At 45.6% G+C, this 18115-nt stretch carries 18 protein-coding genes; all 18 read right to left on the bottom strand.

The window, feature by feature from the left end:
- The 18 genes from ED652_RS06085 to flhA all read right to left on the bottom strand — a co-directional run bounded on the left by ED652_RS06085 (position 1) and on the right by flhA (position 17973).
- Positions 1 to 1971 (bottom strand): heme lyase CcmF/NrfE family subunit, encoded by a 1971-nt coding sequence (locus tag ED652_RS06085; protein ID WP_102465761.1) that lies wholly within the window; start codon positions 1969 to 1971, stop codon positions 1 to 3.
- Positions 1968 to 2450, bottom strand: coding sequence for a cytochrome c maturation protein CcmE (ccmE, locus tag ED652_RS06080; protein ID WP_076678082.1), 483 nt, complete (start codon positions 2448 to 2450; stop codon positions 1968 to 1970). Before ccmE ends, ED652_RS06085 begins: the two co-directional genes overlap by 4 nt.
- Entirely contained in the window at positions 2447 to 2653 is a 207-nt protein-coding gene (gene ccmD, locus ED652_RS06075; RefSeq protein ID WP_004736230.1) for a heme exporter protein CcmD, read from the bottom strand. Before ccmD ends, ccmE begins: the two co-directional genes overlap by 4 nt.
- Positions 2654 to 2667: 14 nt before the next feature.
- Positions 2668 to 3408, bottom strand: a complete 741-nt coding sequence (locus ED652_RS06070) for a heme ABC transporter permease (RefSeq protein WP_004736229.1) — start codon at positions 3406 to 3408, stop codon at positions 2668 to 2670.
- 177 nt (positions 3409 to 3585) lie between these two features.
- A complete protein-coding gene (ccmB, locus tag ED652_RS06065) occupies positions 3586 to 4254 on the bottom strand; it encodes a heme exporter protein CcmB (RefSeq protein WP_122053846.1) in 669 nt (222 codons plus the stop codon).
- Between the two features lies 1 nt (position 4255).
- Positions 4256 to 4873 (bottom strand): cytochrome c biogenesis heme-transporting ATPase CcmA, encoded by a 618-nt coding sequence (gene ccmA / locus ED652_RS06060; RefSeq protein ID WP_102278647.1) that lies wholly within the window; start codon positions 4871 to 4873, stop codon positions 4256 to 4258.
- A 280-nt stretch (positions 4874 to 5153) separates the two neighbouring features.
- Complete coding sequence (locus ED652_RS06055) at positions 5154 to 5663, bottom strand: DUF2802 domain-containing protein (protein ID WP_017104847.1); 510 nt, start codon at positions 5661 to 5663, stop codon at positions 5154 to 5156.
- Complete coding sequence (locus ED652_RS06050; protein ID WP_004736225.1) at positions 5663 to 6157, bottom strand: chemotaxis protein CheW; 495 nt, start codon at positions 6155 to 6157, stop codon at positions 5663 to 5665. Before ED652_RS06050 ends, ED652_RS06055 begins: the two co-directional genes overlap by 1 nt.
- A gap of 72 nt (positions 6158 to 6229) precedes the next feature.
- Entirely contained in the window at positions 6230 to 7333 is a 1104-nt protein-coding gene (locus tag ED652_RS06045; RefSeq protein ID WP_122053844.1) for a chemotaxis protein CheW, read from the bottom strand.
- The gene (locus ED652_RS06040) at positions 7320 to 8102 is read right to left on the bottom strand and encodes a ParA family protein (RefSeq protein ID WP_017104845.1); all 783 of its coding nucleotides are present in this window, start codon (positions 8100 to 8102) and stop codon (positions 7320 to 7322) included. Before ED652_RS06040 ends, ED652_RS06045 begins: the two co-directional genes overlap by 14 nt.
- A 10-nt stretch (positions 8103 to 8112) precedes the next feature.
- A complete protein-coding gene (locus ED652_RS06035; protein ID WP_122053843.1) occupies positions 8113 to 9234 on the bottom strand; it encodes a chemotaxis response regulator protein-glutamate methylesterase in 1122 nt (373 codons plus the stop codon).
- A 13-nt stretch (positions 9235 to 9247) separates the two neighbouring features.
- Positions 9248 to 11416, bottom strand: a complete 2169-nt coding sequence (locus tag ED652_RS06030) for a chemotaxis protein CheA (protein ID WP_122053841.1) — start codon at positions 11414 to 11416, stop codon at positions 9248 to 9250.
- A 9-nt stretch (positions 11417 to 11425) separates the two neighbouring features.
- Positions 11426 to 12157: a protein phosphatase CheZ gene (locus ED652_RS06025; protein ID WP_122053840.1), complete on the bottom strand. Its 732-nt coding sequence runs from the start codon at positions 12155 to 12157 to the stop codon at positions 11426 to 11428.
- 114 nt (positions 12158 to 12271) lie between these two features.
- Positions 12272 to 12640, bottom strand: coding sequence for a chemotaxis response regulator CheY (gene cheY, locus ED652_RS06020; protein ID WP_017104841.1), 369 nt, complete (start codon positions 12638 to 12640; stop codon positions 12272 to 12274).
- A gap of 42 nt (positions 12641 to 12682) precedes the next feature.
- Positions 12683 to 13417, bottom strand: a complete 735-nt coding sequence (locus ED652_RS06015) for an RNA polymerase sigma factor FliA (protein WP_122053838.1) — start codon at positions 13415 to 13417, stop codon at positions 12683 to 12685.
- A complete protein-coding gene (locus tag ED652_RS06010) occupies positions 13410 to 14297 on the bottom strand; it encodes a MinD/ParA family protein (RefSeq protein ID WP_017110122.1) in 888 nt (295 codons plus the stop codon). Before ED652_RS06010 ends, ED652_RS06015 begins: the two co-directional genes overlap by 8 nt.
- A 13-nt stretch (positions 14298 to 14310) precedes the next feature.
- Positions 14311 to 15846, bottom strand: a complete 1536-nt coding sequence (flhF, locus tag ED652_RS06005) for a flagellar biosynthesis protein FlhF (protein WP_122053837.1) — start codon at positions 15844 to 15846, stop codon at positions 14311 to 14313.
- A 27-nt stretch (positions 15847 to 15873) separates the two neighbouring features.
- Positions 15874 to 17973, bottom strand: coding sequence for a flagellar biosynthesis protein FlhA (gene flhA / locus ED652_RS06000; protein ID WP_122053836.1), 2100 nt, complete (start codon positions 17971 to 17973; stop codon positions 15874 to 15876).
- Positions 17974 to 18115: the final 142 nt, after the last annotated feature.

Genomic DNA, 18115 nt, shown 5'->3' with positions numbered 1-18115 from the left:
TTAAGCCTCCTGCTCTTGAGCCGATTTTTTCGTTGGCTTACGGAAACGGTAACGACGGTCACTGATGGCAATAACACCACCAATTGCCATGATCAAAGAACCTGCCCAGATCCAACGTACAAATGGTTTGTAGTAGATACGTACAGCCCAAGATTTGTTGTCGTCTAAACGCTCACCCATCGCGATGTAAAGGTCGCGCGTTACGCCACGATCGATCGCCGCTTCTGTCATCATAGACTTGGCAGTAGTGTAGAAACGTTTTTCAGCGTGAAGCGTGTTGATGTATTTGCCTTCTTTGGTAATTTCAAAGTCAGCAATGTAACCATCGTAGTTAGGGCCATCTTTGTCACGTACCCCTGTAAACAGGAAGCTGTATTCTTCAAGTTGGTAGCTTTCGCCTGGCGCTAAACGCACATCACGCTCAATGCTGTAGTTCTGCACCATCGCAATACCAATCACTGTTACGGCTAAACCAATATGACCACAGATCATAGCCCAATGGCTACGAGGTAGCTTGGTTAGGCCTTTCATGAAGGTATGACGGTGTGTTGCACGCTCATGCAATTCAAAGCCATGCATGAAGATGATCCAGAACGCCATCACCCAACCAGCAAAAGCAGTACCACTGAAGCGGTCAGCTAGCATGGTCACCATTAGCGCACTTAAACCTAACGAGAAGATACCCGACACTAACATTGGCTTAATCAGCTTAGACAGGTTGTCACGCTTCCAACGGATCAATGGACCGATACCCAATAGGAACGAGAACGGGATCATTAACCAGAAGAACAACATGTCAAAGAATGGTGCACCGATAGAAACCGAACCCAGACCTAACTGTTTGTGGACTAATGGTAATAGCGTACCGACTAACACAACCACTAACGCTGCAATCAACAATACGTTGTTGCCAAGTAGTGCGTTTTCACGAGAAACCAAATCAAAATTACCACGGACACGAACCGATGCACCTTTTACAGCAAACAACAGCAGTGAACCACCGATAACGAACACTAGGAAGCCTAGAATAAACATACCACGAGCAGGATCTGATGCGAATGCATGAACAGATACCAAGATGCCCGAACGAACTAGGAATGTACCCAGCAAGCTTAGTGAGAATGCAGAGATAGCCAGCAATACTGTCCAAGCTTTAAATGTGCCACGCTTTTCGGTTACCGCTAGTGAGTGCATCAGCGCTGTACCAGCTAACCAAGGCATGAAAGAAGCATTTTCTACTGGATCCCAAAACCACCAGCCACCCCAGCCAAGTTCGTAGTAAGCCCACCATGAACCAAGTGCGATACCTACAGTTAGGAATAACCAAGCAGCGATTGTCCAAGGGCGAGACCAGCGAGCCCATGCCGTATCTAAACGACCGCTCATTAGAGATGCAATAGCGAAAGAGAACGCAACAGAGAAACCTACGTAGCCCATGTAAAGCATTGGCGGGTGAATGATCAAACCCGGGTCTTGCAGTAGTGGGTTTAAGTCACGGCCATCAACAGGAAAGTAAGGCAGTGTTCGTAAGAACGGGTTAGATGTTACGATAATGAACAGCAAGAAGCCGACAGTAATCAAACCCATGATAGCCAGCACACGAGCCACAGACTCTTGAGGCATACCACGGCTGAATGTCGCCACGGCAACCGTCCAACCCGCTTGGATAAGAACCCAAAGCAATAATGAACCTTCGTGAGCCCCCCAAACCGCAGTGATTCGGTAGTACCAAGGAAGTTGGCTATTCGAGTTACTTGCTACGTATTGAATCGTAAAATCATTGGTGTAGAACGCGTAACATAGGATAAAAAACGAAATCGCTAGGAATCCGAACATACCCCACGATAGCGGTCGCGCACTGTTCATTAATAATGTGTTATTTCGAGCAGCCCCATACAGTGGGAGCACACTCAAAAGCAAGCCCAGCCCTAAGGACAGGATCATGGCAAAGTGGCCGATCTCGGCTATCATTGAGCACTTCCTTCTTTTTGTTCTGTCGAGTACTGCATTGGCTCATGGGTTTTCTTCATTGCTTCAGCAACTTCAGAAGGCATGTACTCTTCATCGTGTTTCGCTAAGACTTCGAACGCTTCAATTGTTGTCGCATCTTTTAGAACGCCTTGAGCAACAATACCTTGTCCTTCACGGAAAAGATCAGGAAGAATGCCATCGTATAAAATCGTTACTTTAGGACCAACATCTTTCAAGTCAAAGCTTACACGTAGTGATTCGTTGTCACGGCTTACAGAACCGACTACAACCATGCCACCAATACGCAGGCGTTGGCCAACTTCAGGTTTCTTACCGTCTTTGCCATTAACAAGCTCAGTTGGCGTGTAGAACAGATCCATGTTCTGGTTAAGCGCATAAACCATTAATCCAATAGTTGCACTGATACCAAAAAAGATCGCTAAGACAATGCCTAGCCTCTTTTTGCGTCTTGGGTTCATAGAGTGTTCTCCATATTTTTTGCTGCATCGATACGAGCTTGACGATCAATCTTCGCTTGTACTTCATTTAGTAATTGCTTACCACGACGAACGCTTAAGACCAGTAAAATGATCATCGCGAGGAATGTGATTCCAAATGCACTCCATACATATGAGGCGTAGCCACCCATGGCAAAGAAATCACTCAGAGATTCAAAATACATAATTACCTACCCTACTACGCTTTATCAGCCGCGAGTTTACGAACCCACGGACGGTGACTTTCTTTACTGATAATTTCGTTTCTAAAACGAACCATAGTCACAGCACCAAAGAAAAAGGCGAAGCCGAAGATGTTAAGAAGAAGCGGCCATAGCATGTCACTTGAAATAGAAGGCTGATCGAACTTCGTAATCGTCGCGCCTTGGTGAAGTGTGTTCCACCACTCTACTGAAAAGTGAATGATAGGTAGGTTGATGACACCAACGATAGCCAAAATACCTGCTGCTTTCGCTGCGGTTTTTTGGTCATCAAACGCGTGGTGTAGTGCAATCACACCTAAGTATAGGAATAGAAGAATCAGCTCTGAGGTCAAACGCGCATCCCAGACCCACCAAGCACCCCACATTGGTTTCCCCCACACAGCACCGGTTAGCAGCGCTATGAAGGTAAAAACAGCACCAATAGGCGCCATAGCCAATGCAGCCATATCTGATAGTCTTACCTGCCATACCAAGCCGATAAATGCCGCAATTGCCATCGACATGTATACGCCCATCGACCAAATCGCAGACGGAACATGGATGTAGATGATACGAAAACTATCGCCTTGTTGATAATCAGAAGGCGCAAATGCAAGCCCCCATACAGTACCGACGGATAGACACAATAGCGCTAGGATAGAGAACCACGGCAAAAGTTTACCAGCTAGCTGATAAGAGGTTTCTGCTTTGGCATAGGGATGGAGCCATTTCCACATGTTGTAATCTCACTCTTACTTCATATTGCTTACAGCTATCACAGCTATAATTATTATAATTTATTTGGCTTACGTCTCTTTCAGTGACTCTATGAGTCTGAAAGCTTAAATTAGTTCACTTTGAACAAACAAAGCGGTGGTGAGCGCTTGGTTAGCTAGTTTTAATTGGATAATTAACTAGTTAACACTCACTCTCAGCGCTGCGCTTATGGCAAATGGGGTGAGCGTCATTGCGCCCATTAGCATTGCCCCTAACACAGCTAATTGTCCGTTATACGCAACGCCTAGTGCTGCCGCATCAATCGCTGATGTAGCAAATATAAGAATTGGGATATAAAGCGGTAAAATAAGCAGGCTTAAAAGCACACCACCTTTCTGAAGCCCTACCGTTAAAGCCACCCCAATCGCACCAATAAAACTCAATGCAGGTGTACCGACCAATAACGTTAAAACAACCGACAGCCAGGTATCGAAATCCAAAGACAGTAATACCGCCAATAAAGGACTAATCAAAATTAATGGTAACCCGGTCAATAACCAGTGTGCTATGACCTTGGACAATACTACCAACTGCAACGGGATGGGCATCAGCATCATCTGCTCAAGGGCGCCATCTTGAAAATCGTCGCGAAACAAACGCTCTAAAGAGAGCAATGCAGAGAGTAAAGCGGCAACCCAAACGATGCCTGCTGCAATGCGAGCGAGTAAGTTTGGCTCTGGCCCAATACTTAACGGAAAAAGGGTGATTACAATGATGAAAAACCACAGAGGGTTAAAGATATCCGCTTGACGGCGAAATGCGATAAGCAATTCGCGTCGAATGATCATTGTCATTGAAGAGATCATATTACTCACCCAACTTTATTTTTCTTAGTTTCGGGCTGTCAGCAAACATATCTTGGTGAGTGGTCAATAACACAATGCCACCATTATCCGCATGCTGAGAAAAAAGAGATTCCAGAACTTTGACACCCTGCTTATCAATTGCAGTCAGTGGTTCATCCAAAATCCATAACATTTGCTTACTCAACCAAAGACGTGCCAACGCAACACGGCGTTGCTGACCTGCAGAAAGTTGACCTGCAGGGACATCTTCTCTTCCCGCTAGCCCCACTTGAGTCAAGGCATGATAGAGCTCTTCCTTAGTTGTATCAGCGTTATGAATCGATTGATAAAAACTAAGGTTCTCATACGCACTAAGTTCGCGCTTAACACCCGTTTGGTGCCCAAGAAACAGAAGGTTCTGATGATAAACATCTCGACTCGACTCAATAGAACTGCCATCCCAAGAGATAGTGCCTTCATCACGGTCACCTAAGCCAGTGATGATCCTCAGGAGTGTCGTTTTTCCAGTACCGTTACGACCTTCAACTTGAACCAGTTCGCCTGGTTTTAGCTGAAAAGACAACGATTCAAATAGAACCCTGTCGTCACGAATAGCAGTTAAATTAGAGACTTCTAGCATAGGTAAATTTAGTCGAGTAATGAGAGGGCTATAGTAGCACACCAACAAGGTCACAAAACAGGACTAGGCGTTTTCGAGGGAACAAACTCCGTAAGAAACTGTTACTACCGCATCACAATTTACACATTTTTATTCTTGAAGCAGATATTGCTCTAGATACAAGCACTTATAAACATCGTTCTATAAATAAAGCGACAGACATAAAAAAAGAAGCCGAAGCTTCTTTTTAAGAGGAGTACATAATAAACATCTGAATATTAATACGGATTGAGCGCTCAATTTAACGACGTCGAGGTGGAGGCTTGCGATCGTGAGAAGAAGGCTGTTCATCAAAAGATGACGGATTACTTCTTAATGAAGGAATCTTCTCTTTGCCTGCAAGCTTATTCTGTAGAGACATCATTAGCTCAGCTTCCGCTTTTGGCAATTCGCATTCTTCAATCAGTTCGTTGATCCCAGCCCCAAGCTGAACCATTTTGGTTGCTCGTGTGTACAAACGACCATCCGTATCAGCGTGTTCGAGCTCAACAATACGCTCATTCAAATGCTTAATCACATCTTGCTGCTCAGTCACTTTTTGACCAAGACCAAGAACAACAGAACGAACCTCAAGTAATTGCTTACTCGATTTTTGCAGCTCTTTGTCCAAATTACGAACTTGAAGGCGTGATTGATCCACCTGTTTTTGAATAGCACTTTTCACTTTGCTAAGCAAAATCAAGATGAACAACGTAAACACGCCGACTCCTGCAATTAGCACTGCAGGACTCAAAGGAAGCGCTTCAAACATTACAGGTGAGCCATTTCATCCCATTCGTCTTCGCTTAGTAGTTTGTTTAGATCTACTAAGATAAGCAGCTTGCCATCACGGTTGCTTACACCTTGGATGAACTTAGCACTTTCGTCAGTACCAACACTTGGAGTCGTGTCTATTTCAGAAGAGCGTAGGTAAACCACTTCAGCAACGCTATCCACTAAGATACCAATAACTTGACGCTCAGATTCAATAACGATGATACGAGTGTTGTCTGTGATTTCACCTTGCATCAAACCAAAGCGAGAACGAGTGTCGATAACAGTAACCACGTTACCACGTAGGTTGATAATACCTAGAACGTAGTCTGGAGCACCTGGTACTGGAGCGATTTCGCTGTAGCGAAGTACTTCACGTACCTGCATAACATTAATGCCGTAAGTTTCTTCTTCTAGCTGGAATGTCACCCATTGAAGTACTTCATCATTAGTTGGGTCTTTTCTTACTTCAATTTCACTCATATGAGACATATTTAATCCTCTTGCCGTCGTTACCGACCACTATTATTAACTTGATGCTTGTTGTTAGCCTAATGCTTATTACTAGCTTAATGCTTTTACATCTAGCCCTGCGTTTAGCATGGCGATCAATGCTTCGACGTGAATCAAAGCACACATTTTTTCCTTTACCATACCAGCGAGCCAAGGCCTTTTCCCTGCCATTTCTCGCCAACGTACTTTATCTGTATTGAGAAGCTCGGTACCTTTCAGCTCCGTGCCGGCAAGCCCCCACAAGCTTTCTCCGAGCATGACTATATATTGATAGTTCTCTTTGTATTCATCATTCGTTAGTTTCTCAGACATCACCCATTTTGCGGTGTCGACAACATCTAACTGACTCTCTCGGTTTGTTTGCAAACCTAAATACCAAGCAGGCTTACCAATCAAATGGCTTAACTCTTCAAGGCGATGAATACCACCCAGTTCATCAAGAGGAACCGCAAAAGTTACCCCGTTGACATCAAAATACAATACCTGAAAATCTTCTGTTCGAGCTGTGCTTTCCCAAGATGTAAACCGCTCAATACCGCCAGATTGAGTTTCAAGCTCAACCTCAGGTTCACTGATCGATTCGATCTCTGGTTGTTCAATATTCGTTTCGTCTTGTTGAACTTCGACGTTCAACTCTTCAGCTATTGGTGACTCAATTGTCGGCTCGATAGCTTGTTCAACAGATTGCTCAACAACCATTGAAAAATCAGGTTCAGGGAGGTTCCAGTCTTGAATTTCAGGTTCTACAGAAAGCTGAACGGATTCAACGGCAGCATCAAACATTTGCATGTCTGCGTGCTGAGCAATTTTCTGTGTGTTTTGATCCATTAATTCATCAAGATTCAGTTCATCAACTACGTTCGTCGCTTCTAAGCGACTCAACAGTTTTTGCACATCCTCAAGATTTGGAACCTCAAACTCCGCCTGTCGCAATTCTGCATAGGTGGAGTAACTAGCACGTTTGGGCTCTGGCTCTGGCTCTGGCTCTGGCTCTGGCTCTGGCTCTGCAGATGATGACTCATCATTAGACTCGTCAACAACAAATTCGTCAGAATCCAGAACTTCATCGCCTAACAGCGCAGTAAAGTAATCATCAAGTGCTTGTTCACTCGATAAGCTTGGTCGCGCCATTGTTGATTCGTTATTCGCGCTCATTTATCGCCAGCCTTTCGAGATAAATAAGCAGCTGTTTGTAAGCAAATACACCACGACTACCCGATGCAAAATGAGATGCTGGTAAGCGCTTTAGGCTTGCATCTCGAAACTTAGTGTCAATAGGGACAGCAGATGTCCAAACTTGATTTGGATAATCTTCTTTCAGCTGAGTTAACGTCTGTAATGAAGCTTTGGTTCGCTTGTCATACATCGTTGGTACCACCGTCACTTTAAACGGTGTTTTTCGAGATTTTTGCATGATGGTCAGAGTGCGGATCATGCGCTCCAACCCTTTCATTGCTAAAAACTCAGTCTGGACTGGGATCAGGATACGATCACTGGCTGCCAATGCGTTGACCATCATCACGCCAAGAATCGGCGGACAATCGATCAGTACATAGTCATAATCATCTTTCAAAGCGGCAAGCGCACGCTTTAAAATTAACCCCATTCCACTGCGATTACCCATCACACGGTCTAATGTCGCGAGCGACATATGTGCAGGGATAATATCGATGCCTTCGACTTCCGTTTGTAACAGCAACGGTCTTACCGTCTGAGCATTAAACTCACGCAACTGAAACAGATCAAACAAACTCGACTCCACTGTATCTGAGTCGTAACCCAGATAAGTGGTTAGTGATGCATGTGGATCGGTATCAACCAATAGAACACGGTGCCCTTTCAAGGCAAGCAAGCCTGCCAAGGTCACTGTCGTGGTTGTTTTACCAACACCACCTTTTTGGTTTGCAACACTCCAAACAATCATGTCGATTTACCTAAGCTAAGCCAACTTCAACCAAGATCCTTTCCGCAATGCGGTCTAGAGGTAGGTCTTCAGTAGAAATGCCAGCTTTTGCTACAGCTTGAGGCATACCATATACAACACAGCTATCTTCGTCTTGTGCCCAAATCGTCGAGCCCGCAGTTTTTAACATACGTGAACCTTCTCGACCATCAGCGCCCATACCGGTCAGTATCATAGACAAGACTTTGTCACCGTAGATCTTCGCAGCAGAACCGAATGTGACATCCACACAAGGCTTGTAATTCATTCGGTCGCCGCCGTCGATAATTCTCAAGCGAGCAGATCCTGCACGGCCATCAATCATCATCTGTTTACCACCGGGAGCAAGATAAGCCACTCCAGGTTTCAACACATCTCCGTCTTGCGCTTCGCGAACTTCAATCTTACACAAGGTATTCAGTCGGCTTGCAAACGCAGCGGTAAAGGTAGCCGGCATATGCTGAACCAACACAATCGGATGTGGATAGTGAGCTGGAATGCGAGTCAAAATCTTCTGTAGTGCAACAGGACCGCCAGTCGACGTACCAATGGCAGTTAACTGGTACTTTTTACCTGACGCTCTAAATTTTGCAGTTGATGTAACAACAGGCTTCGCAGCAGGTGTTGCCGCTGAAGTTTGACGTAGCGATGAAGGTGCCGACGCAGTCGTTGCTGCCGTTGCTCGAGGAGCAACAGGTACACGACGCATAAATGCGCGCTTAGCAGCAATTTGAATCACACGTTGCTGAAGCAGAGCGACGGCATCATCTCGGTTTCGAGCAATGTCTTCGAACTTCTTAGGTAAGAAATCCAGAGCTCCGGCATCTAACGCATCCAATGTTGCTCTAGCACCATCATGCGTTAACGATGAAAACATCAAAATAGGCGTTGGAGACGCGGCCATAATTTCACGAACGGCTGTGATGCCGTCCATGACTGGCATTTCGATGTCCATAGTAATGACGTCAGGTCTAAGCTTCTTTGCTTTTTCAACCGCTTCTTTACCATTTACAGCTACATCGATGACTTCTAGGCGAGCCTCTGAGTTGATGATCTCGCTTACGCGACGGCGGAAAAAGCTCGAATCATCAACGACTAATACTTTAATCGCCATATTTATCCTTAAATTAAATTCTTGATGCTGCAGCGTACTGCTTCAACAAGTCAGGCACATCGAGAATCAATGCAATGTGTCCATCACTTGTAATTGTCGCGCCTGCCATACCTGGTGTACCTTGCAACAACTTATCAAGTGGCTTGATAACGACTTCTTCTTGGCCAATCAGCGTATCGACAACAAAGCCAACTCTTTGGCTGCCAAGCTGAACGATAACAACGTGACCATGTCCTTTGCGAAGTTCAACAATACCGGCTTTTGGTGCAAGCCAATTTTGCAAGTAGAACAACGGGATAGATTTATCACGAACGATGATAGTCAACTGGCCATCAACCACGTTAGTGCGGCTAAGGTCTAAGTGGAAAATCTCGTTCACAGAAGCCAATGGCAATGCGAATGGGTGACCCGCAACACCGACCATCAAGGTTGGTAGAATCGCAAGCGTCAGTGGAACCTTGATCGTAATCTTGGTGCCTTGACCCATTTCAGAATCGATATCGATCGAGCCATTCAGTGTATTGATCGCTGTTTTCACAACGTCCATGCCTACACCACGGCCAGAGATATCTGAAATTTGCTCTTTGCTTGAGAAGCCAGGTGCAAAAATAAGATTGAAACACTCTTTGTTCGATAAACGAGACGCTGCGTCTTCGTCCATCAGACCACGTTTAACCGCAATAGCACGAAGCTTATCAGGGTCCATACCGCCACCGTCATCAACGATAGCCAACTCAATATGGTCACCTTCTTGCGAGGCAGACAGGATCACTTTACCTGTTTGTGATTTGCCAGCCGCAATACGAGCTTCAGGCATCTCAATACCGTGGTCCACAGAGTTTCTCACTAAGTGAATCAGTGGATCGGCAAGTGCTTCTACTAAATTCTTATCAAGATCCGTTTCTTCACCGCGCATTTCAAGAACAATGTCTTTCTTCAAACTACGAGCAAGGTCGCGGACAACTCGTGGGAAACGACCAAAAACTTTCTTGATCGGCTGCATACGAGTCTTCATTACCGCGCCTTGAAGGTCTGCGGTAACAACGTCTAAATTCGAGACAGCTTTCGCCATTTCTTCGTCGTTGCTGTTTAAGCCTAAACTCACCAGTCGGTTACGAACCAATACCAACTCACCCACCATGTTCATGATGGTATCGAGAGTTGATGTATCAACACGAACCGTTGCTTCTGCTTGTTGCTTCTTAGCTGGAACATTCGGCTTAGGTTCAGCTTTAGCAGCAGGTTTCGCAACAGCCGGAGTTGCTGGCTGTGGCTTAGGCGCGACTTGTGGTGCAGGTGCAACAGAAGCAGCTTTTACATCAGCAGGCTTAGTTGCAGCATCAAGCTCTTCAATCGACGGGCCATTACCTGAACCATGTAACTGATCAAGTAACTTCTCAAACTCTTCGTCCGTCATCAGGTCATCGCCTTCAGACATCGCCGAAACTGGAGCAGCAACAGGAGGTGATGGCGGTGGAGGCGTTGAACTTGCCGCTGTCGGACTCTTACCGGCACCGTGCAGCTCATCTAATAACTTTTCAAATTCGTCATCAGTAATATCACCACTGTCAGCAACTGGCTGAGGTGCAGCGGGCGCTGGCGGCGGAGTTGGTGCAGAAGCTGCTGTTGGTGAACCGCCTTTACCATGAAGTTCATCAAGTAGGCGTTCAAACTCATCTTCAGAGATATCATCCACTGAAGATGCACTGATACTAGAACTTTCTACAACAGGCTCAGGCGCAGCAACAACAGGTTCAGGGATGACAGGTGCTGGCGCGACTTCATCAGCAGCCTCTGGTTTGCAGAGACGATGAAGTTCATCCAATAAAGATTGGTCAGCGGGTACTAAAGCTTCCTGATCTTGCACGGCTCGAAACTGTACATTAACTGTATCGAGAGCCTGCAGCATCGTGTCCATCAAACCTGATGTTACGCTGCGTTGGCCGTTTCTTAGAATGTCGAACACATTCTCAGCACCATGACAAGTATCCACCAGCTCAGTCAATGCTAGGAAGCCAGCACCACCTTTTACTGTATGGAAACCACGGAAAATAGCATTTAATAGGTCTTTGTCGTCAGGGTTATTCTCAAGCTCTACCAATTGTTCTGATAGGAGTTCAAGTATCTCTCCTGCTTCGACTAAAAAGTCCTGAAGAATATCTTCGTCTAAATCGTAGCTCATACGTTACCTTTAAAATCCAAGACTGGATAACAAATCGTCGACTTCATCTTGAGATGCCACAGCGTCTTCGCGCGCTTCTGGGTTCATGATTGGACCCTCAGGAGCAATAGATGCTTTCTTCTCTTTCTCTGGAGTTGGCTCTATCTGATTCGCACCGAATACCGTGAGAATCTCGACCAAACGTCCTTCAACCTCATTTACCAAGGTAATAACTTTGCTAATGATCTGCCCAGTTAAATCTTGGAAATCCTGAGCCATCAAGATTTCAGTCAGTTGTCCACGTAGTTCAGTGCTATCGCCTTCTACTTGGACAAGTAATCCATCAATGCGGTGACATAAAGCTTTAAATTGTGCCAGCTCAATGCGGCCATGCATCAGTTCATTCCATTGAGGCCTTACTTGAAGTAAACACTCGTGTAGGTTGTCTGCTATTGGCATACAACGATCGACTGCGTCCATCGTCTTGTTTGCTGCAACTTCCGTTTTATCAATGACATATTGAAGGCGATCCCTAGCATCAGGGATTTCATCATTTGCGATAACGCTGATGCGTTCATCGAAATTGAATTGAGCCAAAGAGTCATGGAGGTCGCGAGTCAGACTACCTATTTCTTGAAGCATTGGATTGTCTTGAAGATTAAAATTATCTTCGTAAATGCTTCTAACAAGAGAATCAGCACCTTGCTGCTCGTCGTTTTCAAGCAGCTCTACTAATTTTTTTGCTTGTTCTAATGAAATCATCCTGAGTTCGGCCTTACTCCGCATACTTTGTGACGCTTCGACTATTAAGGTAAACAACAAACTTAATAGTGAGTGTTTCTCTAGAAGCGCCTAAAAACAGGTTATTATTGACGCTTATAAGCGATCAAAAATCTTATCAAGTTTCTCTTTCAGAGTTGCCGCTGTGAAAGGCTTCACAATGTAACCATTAACACCTGCTTGAGCAGCTTCGATGATCTGTTCACGTTTCGCTTCTGCCGTGATCATAAGCACTGGAAGGTGCTTAAGTTCTGCGTCTGCACGAACGTGTTTTAACAGGTCAATACCTTGCATACCAGGCATGTTCCAGTCGGTTACCACGAAATCAAATTCGCCTTTTTTCAGCATTGGTAACGCGGTCAAGCCATCGTCTGCTTCTTGAGTGTTGTTGAAACCTAAATCGCGTAGTAGGTTTTTAACAATTCGGCGCATCGTTGAAAAGTCGTCAACAATGAGAATTTTCATGTTTTTGTTCAAATTAGCCTCCACTGAATAAAACCAGTGTTGTTAGTCGTTCTGTGTCCAAGCACTTAACTTAGTGCGTAAACGCTGCATAGATTGGCTCAGTATTTGGCTGACACGAGATTCGCTGACACCTAACACTTCCCCAATCTCTTTTAAATTGAGTTCTTCGTCGTAATAAAGCGAAAGCACGAGGCCTTCCCTTTCTGGAAGTTGTTTGATCGAATCGATCAAAGCTTGGCGGAATGACTCATCTGCAACCCCTTGAAAAGGCGTATTGTCTTGAGAGTCTTCATTCGGAGATATGACATCATCCGAGACGCCTAAATCTTCGATACCGACCAATCTTGAGCAGTTAATATCGGTTAAAGCACTGTGATAATGATCTAAACTGAGTCCCATGTGTTTTGCCACTTCGGCATCACTTGGGTCTCGATTAAGAACACTCTCCAGTTCTGCAATCGCACTGCTGATTTCTCGATTATTTTTATGAACCGATCTTGGCACCCAATCCCCACGGCGAATGTCATCCAACATAGCGCCACGAATTCGAATACCTGCATACGTCTCAAAGCTTGCGCCTTTCGTACCATCATAGTTTTGTTGAGCTTCAATCAAGCCAATCATGCCAGCTTGAATTAAGTCATCAACCAATACATTAGGCGGCAATCGCCCCAACAAGTGATGAGCGATACGTTTAACCAACACAGAGTACTTCTCAAAAAAAGCCTGCTGGCTATTGAGATTTGCATGCTGATCGTAGGTAAGCGCTTTATTCACCAAATGGTTCCTCTACAAATTCAGGACGGTTCAGCAGCCTTTCAACAAAAAATTCCAAATGTCCGCTTGGTGTTTTTGGTATTGGCCACGTCAATGCTTTATTTGCTAATGAGCTGATTGCCAATGCCGCAGGAGAGCGAGGGAACGCGTCTACTACGATTTTCTGTCTCTTGACTGATTGACGTACTTTATCATCTAAAGGAATACATGCTACGAGTTCGAGGCTCACATTCAAGAAACGCTCTGTGACCAAAGTCAACTTTGCAAATAATTCTCGGCCTTCGCGATAGCTTCTGACCATATTTGCAACGATTTTGAATCGCTGAACTTGGTGCTCTCGGCTCAACAGCTTAATCAAGGCATAAGCATCAGTGATCGAAGTTGGTTCATCACAAACCACAACCACGACATCTTGCGCCGCTCTTGAAAAGCTAATCACCATGTCTGAGATGCCCGCTGCCGTATCGACTAGCAAGATGTCCATCTCGTCTTCAAGAGAACCGAACGCTCGAATCAAACCAGCATGTTGAGCATGTGAAAGTTCAGTCATGCTTTGTGTACCCGATGTCGCTGGAATTATCTTAATCCCGTACGGCCCTTCGACAATCGCATCCTTAAGTTCACACTCACCCGCCAAAACGTGCCCTAGGTTTCGTTTAGAACGAATGCCTAGCATGATGTCGACGTTAGCCAATCCTAAATCGGCATCCAGTACCATGACTTTTTTGCCTTGGCGAGCCATGCAAATAGCCATACCTAACGTCACATTAGATTTACCTACCCCACCCTTACCGCCAGTTACAGCGATAACTTTCGTGATTGAAGGCTTCGTTAAGCGACGGAGGCCGCTAGCTTGATCATGTATCATATTTTCATTCATATTTATCCGCCGCCTAGAGTCCTTCAGAATCGCTATTCCAGTAATGAGGTTCATTCTCTGTAGATTTCTCTAATAACTCATTCGCCTTAGCAATCATGTACTTTGGCTGAGCTATAACGATATCCTCAGGAACTCGTTGACCATTTGCTATGTAAGCAACTGGTAATGCATTTTGTATTACCACACTGATGAACTCACCCAAACTGAGCGATTCATCCAGCTTAGTCAGGATACATCCTGACAACGGGATTCTTCTAAAGTGTTCAATGGTTTCTTGCAGCACTTTACGTTGCGCAGTTGCCGGCAACACAAGGTAGCTATTGATAACGGAACCACTCTCTTGCATCAATGTGTCTAACTGCTCAGATAGACGCACATCTCGCTGTCCCATACCTGCAGTATCAACCAGAATCAGGCGACGATTACGTAATTGATATATTACATCGGCCAGTTCACTAGAATCTTTAGCAACTCTTACAGGACAGCCCATAATTCGACCATAAATCGATAACTGCTCATGTGCACCTATGCGATATGTGTCTGTTGTCACTAGCGCAACGTTGTCTGCACCGTACTCCATTGCTGCACGGGCTGCGAGCTTAGCAACGGTAGTTGTTTTACCTACGCCAGTCGGGCCAAGTAAGGCCACAATACCACCGCGTTTTAAAATATCTTTTTGTGTCACAGAGATTTGATCAGCGACCAGAGCAAGCAAGGCTTTCCATGCTCGTGCTGGTTTTGTGTCTTCTGGAATGTAGCAGGCCATTTGATCGGCGAGTTCTGCCGAAACACCCATACGTTCTAGGCGCTTAATAAGCATCGCTCGCAAAGGTTCGCGACGTTCGACTTCTTGCCACATGAGCCCAGAGACTTGATGCTCTAACAGACGGCGAATTGAGGTCATCTCTTCGCGCATCGTTTCCATTTCGGTGTCTGAACCTTTTGACTGACCGGGATCACGGCCGCGATCGTAGCGAGTAGGATCTAAGCGAGGTGCTGGACGCTCAATTCTGCGATCTTCAGCAATCAATTTGGATAAACCAGACTCACGAGCAAAAGCCGAATCTACGTTGCCACTGCTGCGAGATTGTTGATAACCGAGAGACTGTTGGTTACCAAGAGCCGATTGATTACCACCAGACTGGCGGTTAAGCAACGCGGATAACGAATCTTCATTTTCAGCTCGGTGCTGCGGTTCGTCGTCTGCGCCATGGCTATATTGCTTGAGCATATTAGCGAAACGCTTGGTCATTGAACGTCCGCCTTCAGCATTCGACTGCAGGCTGACTTTGTCATCATCTAACTGACGACGGCCAGATGGAGCGGCTGGCGCTGCCATTTGAGTATATTGACTTTGCGTAGGCTGCTGAGGCTTATTGAGTTTTGGGCTGGCTGTCGATGGGCTAGATTCGCCATCAATAGCAGCCACAATTTCAACGCCACCTGCGACCTTTTTGTTAGACATGATCACCGCTTCTGAGCCAAGTTCTTCTTTAACTTGGAGCAGTGCGGTTCGCATATCTTTTGCAAAAAATCGTTTAATTTTCAATTCGATCGTCCGTTCTAATTAGGCGGCTTAATTACCAACAGCTTGTACAATGCGTATCTGCTTTTCGTCCGGTATCTCTTGGTAAGATAAAACTCTTAAGCTTGGAATCGTGTTTTTCACGAACTTCGCGAGAGTGGAACGTAACACGCCAGAGGTCAGTAATACAGCTGGCTCACCTTTCAGCTCTTGCTCTTGCGTTGCATGGCTGAGGGATGTCTGTAAACGTTCGGCTAAACCAGGTTCAATACCAGCAGATTCTCCGCCGGATGCCTGCATGGTTTGATGCAATATTTGTTCCAGCTCAGGAATCAAGGTGATCACTGGCAGTTCAGGCTCTATACCATTGATTTCTTGAACAATTAATCGTTTCAAAGCGATACGAACCGCAGCAGTAAGTATGTCAGGTTCTTGACTCTTACTTGAGTACTCCGACAAAGTTTGGACTATAGTACGGATATCTCGAATTGGAATGGCTTCATTCAGTAAGTTTTGCAGCACTTTTACGACCACACCGAGCTGCAGCTGATCCGGTACAAAGCCTTCGACCAACTTAGGTGTCGAGCGGCTTAGCATCTCGAGCAGGTTTTGTACTTCTTCATGACCAATAAGCTGTGACGCATTATTGGTTAGCAATTGGCTGAGGTGCGTTGCTAGTACAGTCGACGAATCCACAACCGTGTAACCTAACGCTTGGGCATGTTCGCGCTGCTCTTCTCGAATCCATACGGCTTCAAGGCCAAAGGCAGGATCAATCGTCGGCTCACCATCGATCATTCCGTAAACTTGACCCGGGTTAATCGCCAGTTCCATATCAGGCTTAATCTCAGCCTCGCCAACGGCAACACCCATCAGAGTGATTCGGTAGCTATTTGGGGTGAGTTCTAGGTTATCTCGAATATGTACCGCCGGAATCAGGAAGCCGAAATCTTGAGACAGCTTCTTACGAACCCCTTTCACACGCTCTAACAGTTCGCCACCTTGATCTCTATCCACCAGCGGGATCAAACGATAACCGACTTCCAAACCAATAATATCGACAGGTTGAACGTCATCCCAAGAGAGCTCCTTCTGGGAACCCGTTTCTCCATTCGCTTCTACCGTAGCGGGAAGATTGGGTTGTTCAGCCTTCTTCTTGTTCTTTTTATCGATGTAATACGCACCAGCACCTGCGACGATGGCAAGACTCAAGAATGAGAAATGCGGCATACCAGGAACAATACCCATGATGCCAAGGATGGCGGCAGTGATCATTAGGGCTTTAGGGTTGTCGAACATTTGGAAGACAAGTTGCTCACCCATATCTTCATCGGTGTTTTGACGCGTTACCATCATCGCCGCAGCAATAGAAAGTAATAGAGACGGGATTTGCGCAACCAGACCATCACCGATAGTCAGTAGCGTATAGATTTCGATTGCTTCACCAAAACCAAGGTCGAACTGAGCCATACCAATGCTCAAGCCACCAATGATGTTGATGAACAGGATCAAAATACCGGCTATTGCATCGCCTTTAACAAACTTAGACGCACCATCCATCGAACCGTAGAAATCCGCTTCCTTGGTGACTTCAAAACGTCGGGTACGAGCCTGATCTTGGTCGATCAAACCCGCATTCAAATCGGCATCGATTGCCATCTGTTTACCGGGTAAGGCATCCAACGTGAAACGTGCACTTACTTCCGAGATACGACCCGCACCTTTGGTTACAACCATGAAGTTGATGATCATTAGAATCAAGAACACCACTAAACCCACCGCATAGTTACCACCAATAACCACGTTACCAAAAGCTTCAATCACGTTACCGGCAGCATCGCCCCCTTCATGACCGTGGAGCAATACCACACGTGTCGAAGCAACGTTCAAGGCCAGTCGAAGTAGAGTGGCAATCAGAAGTACCGTTGGGAATGCGGCGAAGTCCAAAGGCCTGCGGGTATAAACCGAAACCAATAGCACAACCATAGACAGTGCGATGTTGAAGGTGAAGAACATATCCAACAAGAAAGCTGGAATTGGCAACACCACCATAGCGAGTGTGGCAAGTACCATAACGGGCGCGCCAATCGCAGGCATGGCACGGTTAGGGATTTTAGGTAGCTTGTCCGCAAAAGGGAGGGTAAATTTCATAAATCTGGGTAGTATCGCTATGTTGTAGCTTTTCCACCAAGCGAATCGAAGCTCAGGGCTAAGCTGTATTGCCAAAGTTTATAGCAATAAGGTTTATAATGGTCAGGTTTTCCCTGATCGGACTTATAATGTTCGGCATTGA

This window comes from Vibrio sp. Evd11 (assembly GCF_900382755.1).
Classification (GTDB): Bacteria; Pseudomonadota; Gammaproteobacteria; order Enterobacterales; family Vibrionaceae; genus Vibrio; species Vibrio lentus.
This window is presented reverse-complemented; position numbering and strand designations above follow the sequence as displayed.

Bases quoted from the DNA above. Each gene is read 5' to 3' on its own strand.
- flhA (WP_122053836.1), bottom strand. From the start codon at position 17,973: ATGAAATTTACCCTCCCTTTTGCGGACAAGCTACCTAAAATCCCTAAC.
- ED652_RS06070 (WP_004736229.1), bottom strand. From the start codon at position 3,408: ATGTGGAAATGGCTCCATCCCTATGCCAAAGCAGAAACCTCTTATCAG.
- ccmE (WP_076678082.1), bottom strand. From the start codon at position 2,450: ATGAACCCAAGACGCAAAAAGAGGCTAGGCATTGTCTTAGCGATCTTT.
- ED652_RS06035 (WP_122053843.1), bottom strand. From the start codon at position 9,234: ATGGCGATTAAAGTATTAGTCGTTGATGATTCGAGCTTTTTCCGCCGT.
- cheY (WP_017104841.1), bottom strand. From the start codon at position 12,640: ATGAAAATTCTCATTGTTGACGACTTTTCAACGATGCGCCGAATTGTT.
- ccmD (WP_004736230.1), bottom strand. From the start codon at position 2,653: ATGTATTTTGAATCTCTGAGTGATTTCTTTGCCATGGGTGGCTACGCC.
- ED652_RS06045 (WP_122053844.1), bottom strand. From the start codon at position 7,333: ATGAGCGCGAATAACGAATCAACAATGGCGCGACCAAGCTTATCGAGT.
- ED652_RS06085 (WP_102465761.1), bottom strand. From the start codon at position 1,971: ATGATAGCCGAGATCGGCCACTTTGCCATGATCCTGTCCTTAGGGCTG.
- ED652_RS06050 (WP_004736225.1), bottom strand. From the start codon at position 6,157: ATGTCTCATATGAGTGAAATTGAAGTAAGAAAAGACCCAACTAATGAT.
- ED652_RS06040 (WP_017104845.1), bottom strand. From the start codon at position 8,102: ATGATTGTTTGGAGTGTTGCAAACCAAAAAGGTGGTGTTGGTAAAACA.
- ED652_RS06055 (WP_017104847.1), bottom strand. From the start codon at position 5,663: ATGTTTGAAGCGCTTCCTTTGAGTCCTGCAGTGCTAATTGCAGGAGTC.
- ccmA (WP_102278647.1), bottom strand. From the start codon at position 4,873: ATGCTAGAAGTCTCTAATTTAACTGCTATTCGTGACGACAGGGTTCTA.
- ccmB (WP_122053846.1), bottom strand. From the start codon at position 4,254: ATGATCTCTTCAATGACAATGATCATTCGACGCGAATTGCTTATCGCA.
- ED652_RS06010 (WP_017110122.1), bottom strand. From the start codon at position 14,297: ATGAATGAAAATATGATACATGATCAAGCTAGCGGCCTCCGTCGCTTA.
- ED652_RS06030 (WP_122053841.1), bottom strand. From the start codon at position 11,416: ATGAGCTACGATTTAGACGAAGATATTCTTCAGGACTTTTTAGTCGAA.
- ED652_RS06025 (WP_122053840.1), bottom strand. From the start codon at position 12,157: ATGATTTCATTAGAACAAGCAAAAAAATTAGTAGAGCTGCTTGAAAAC.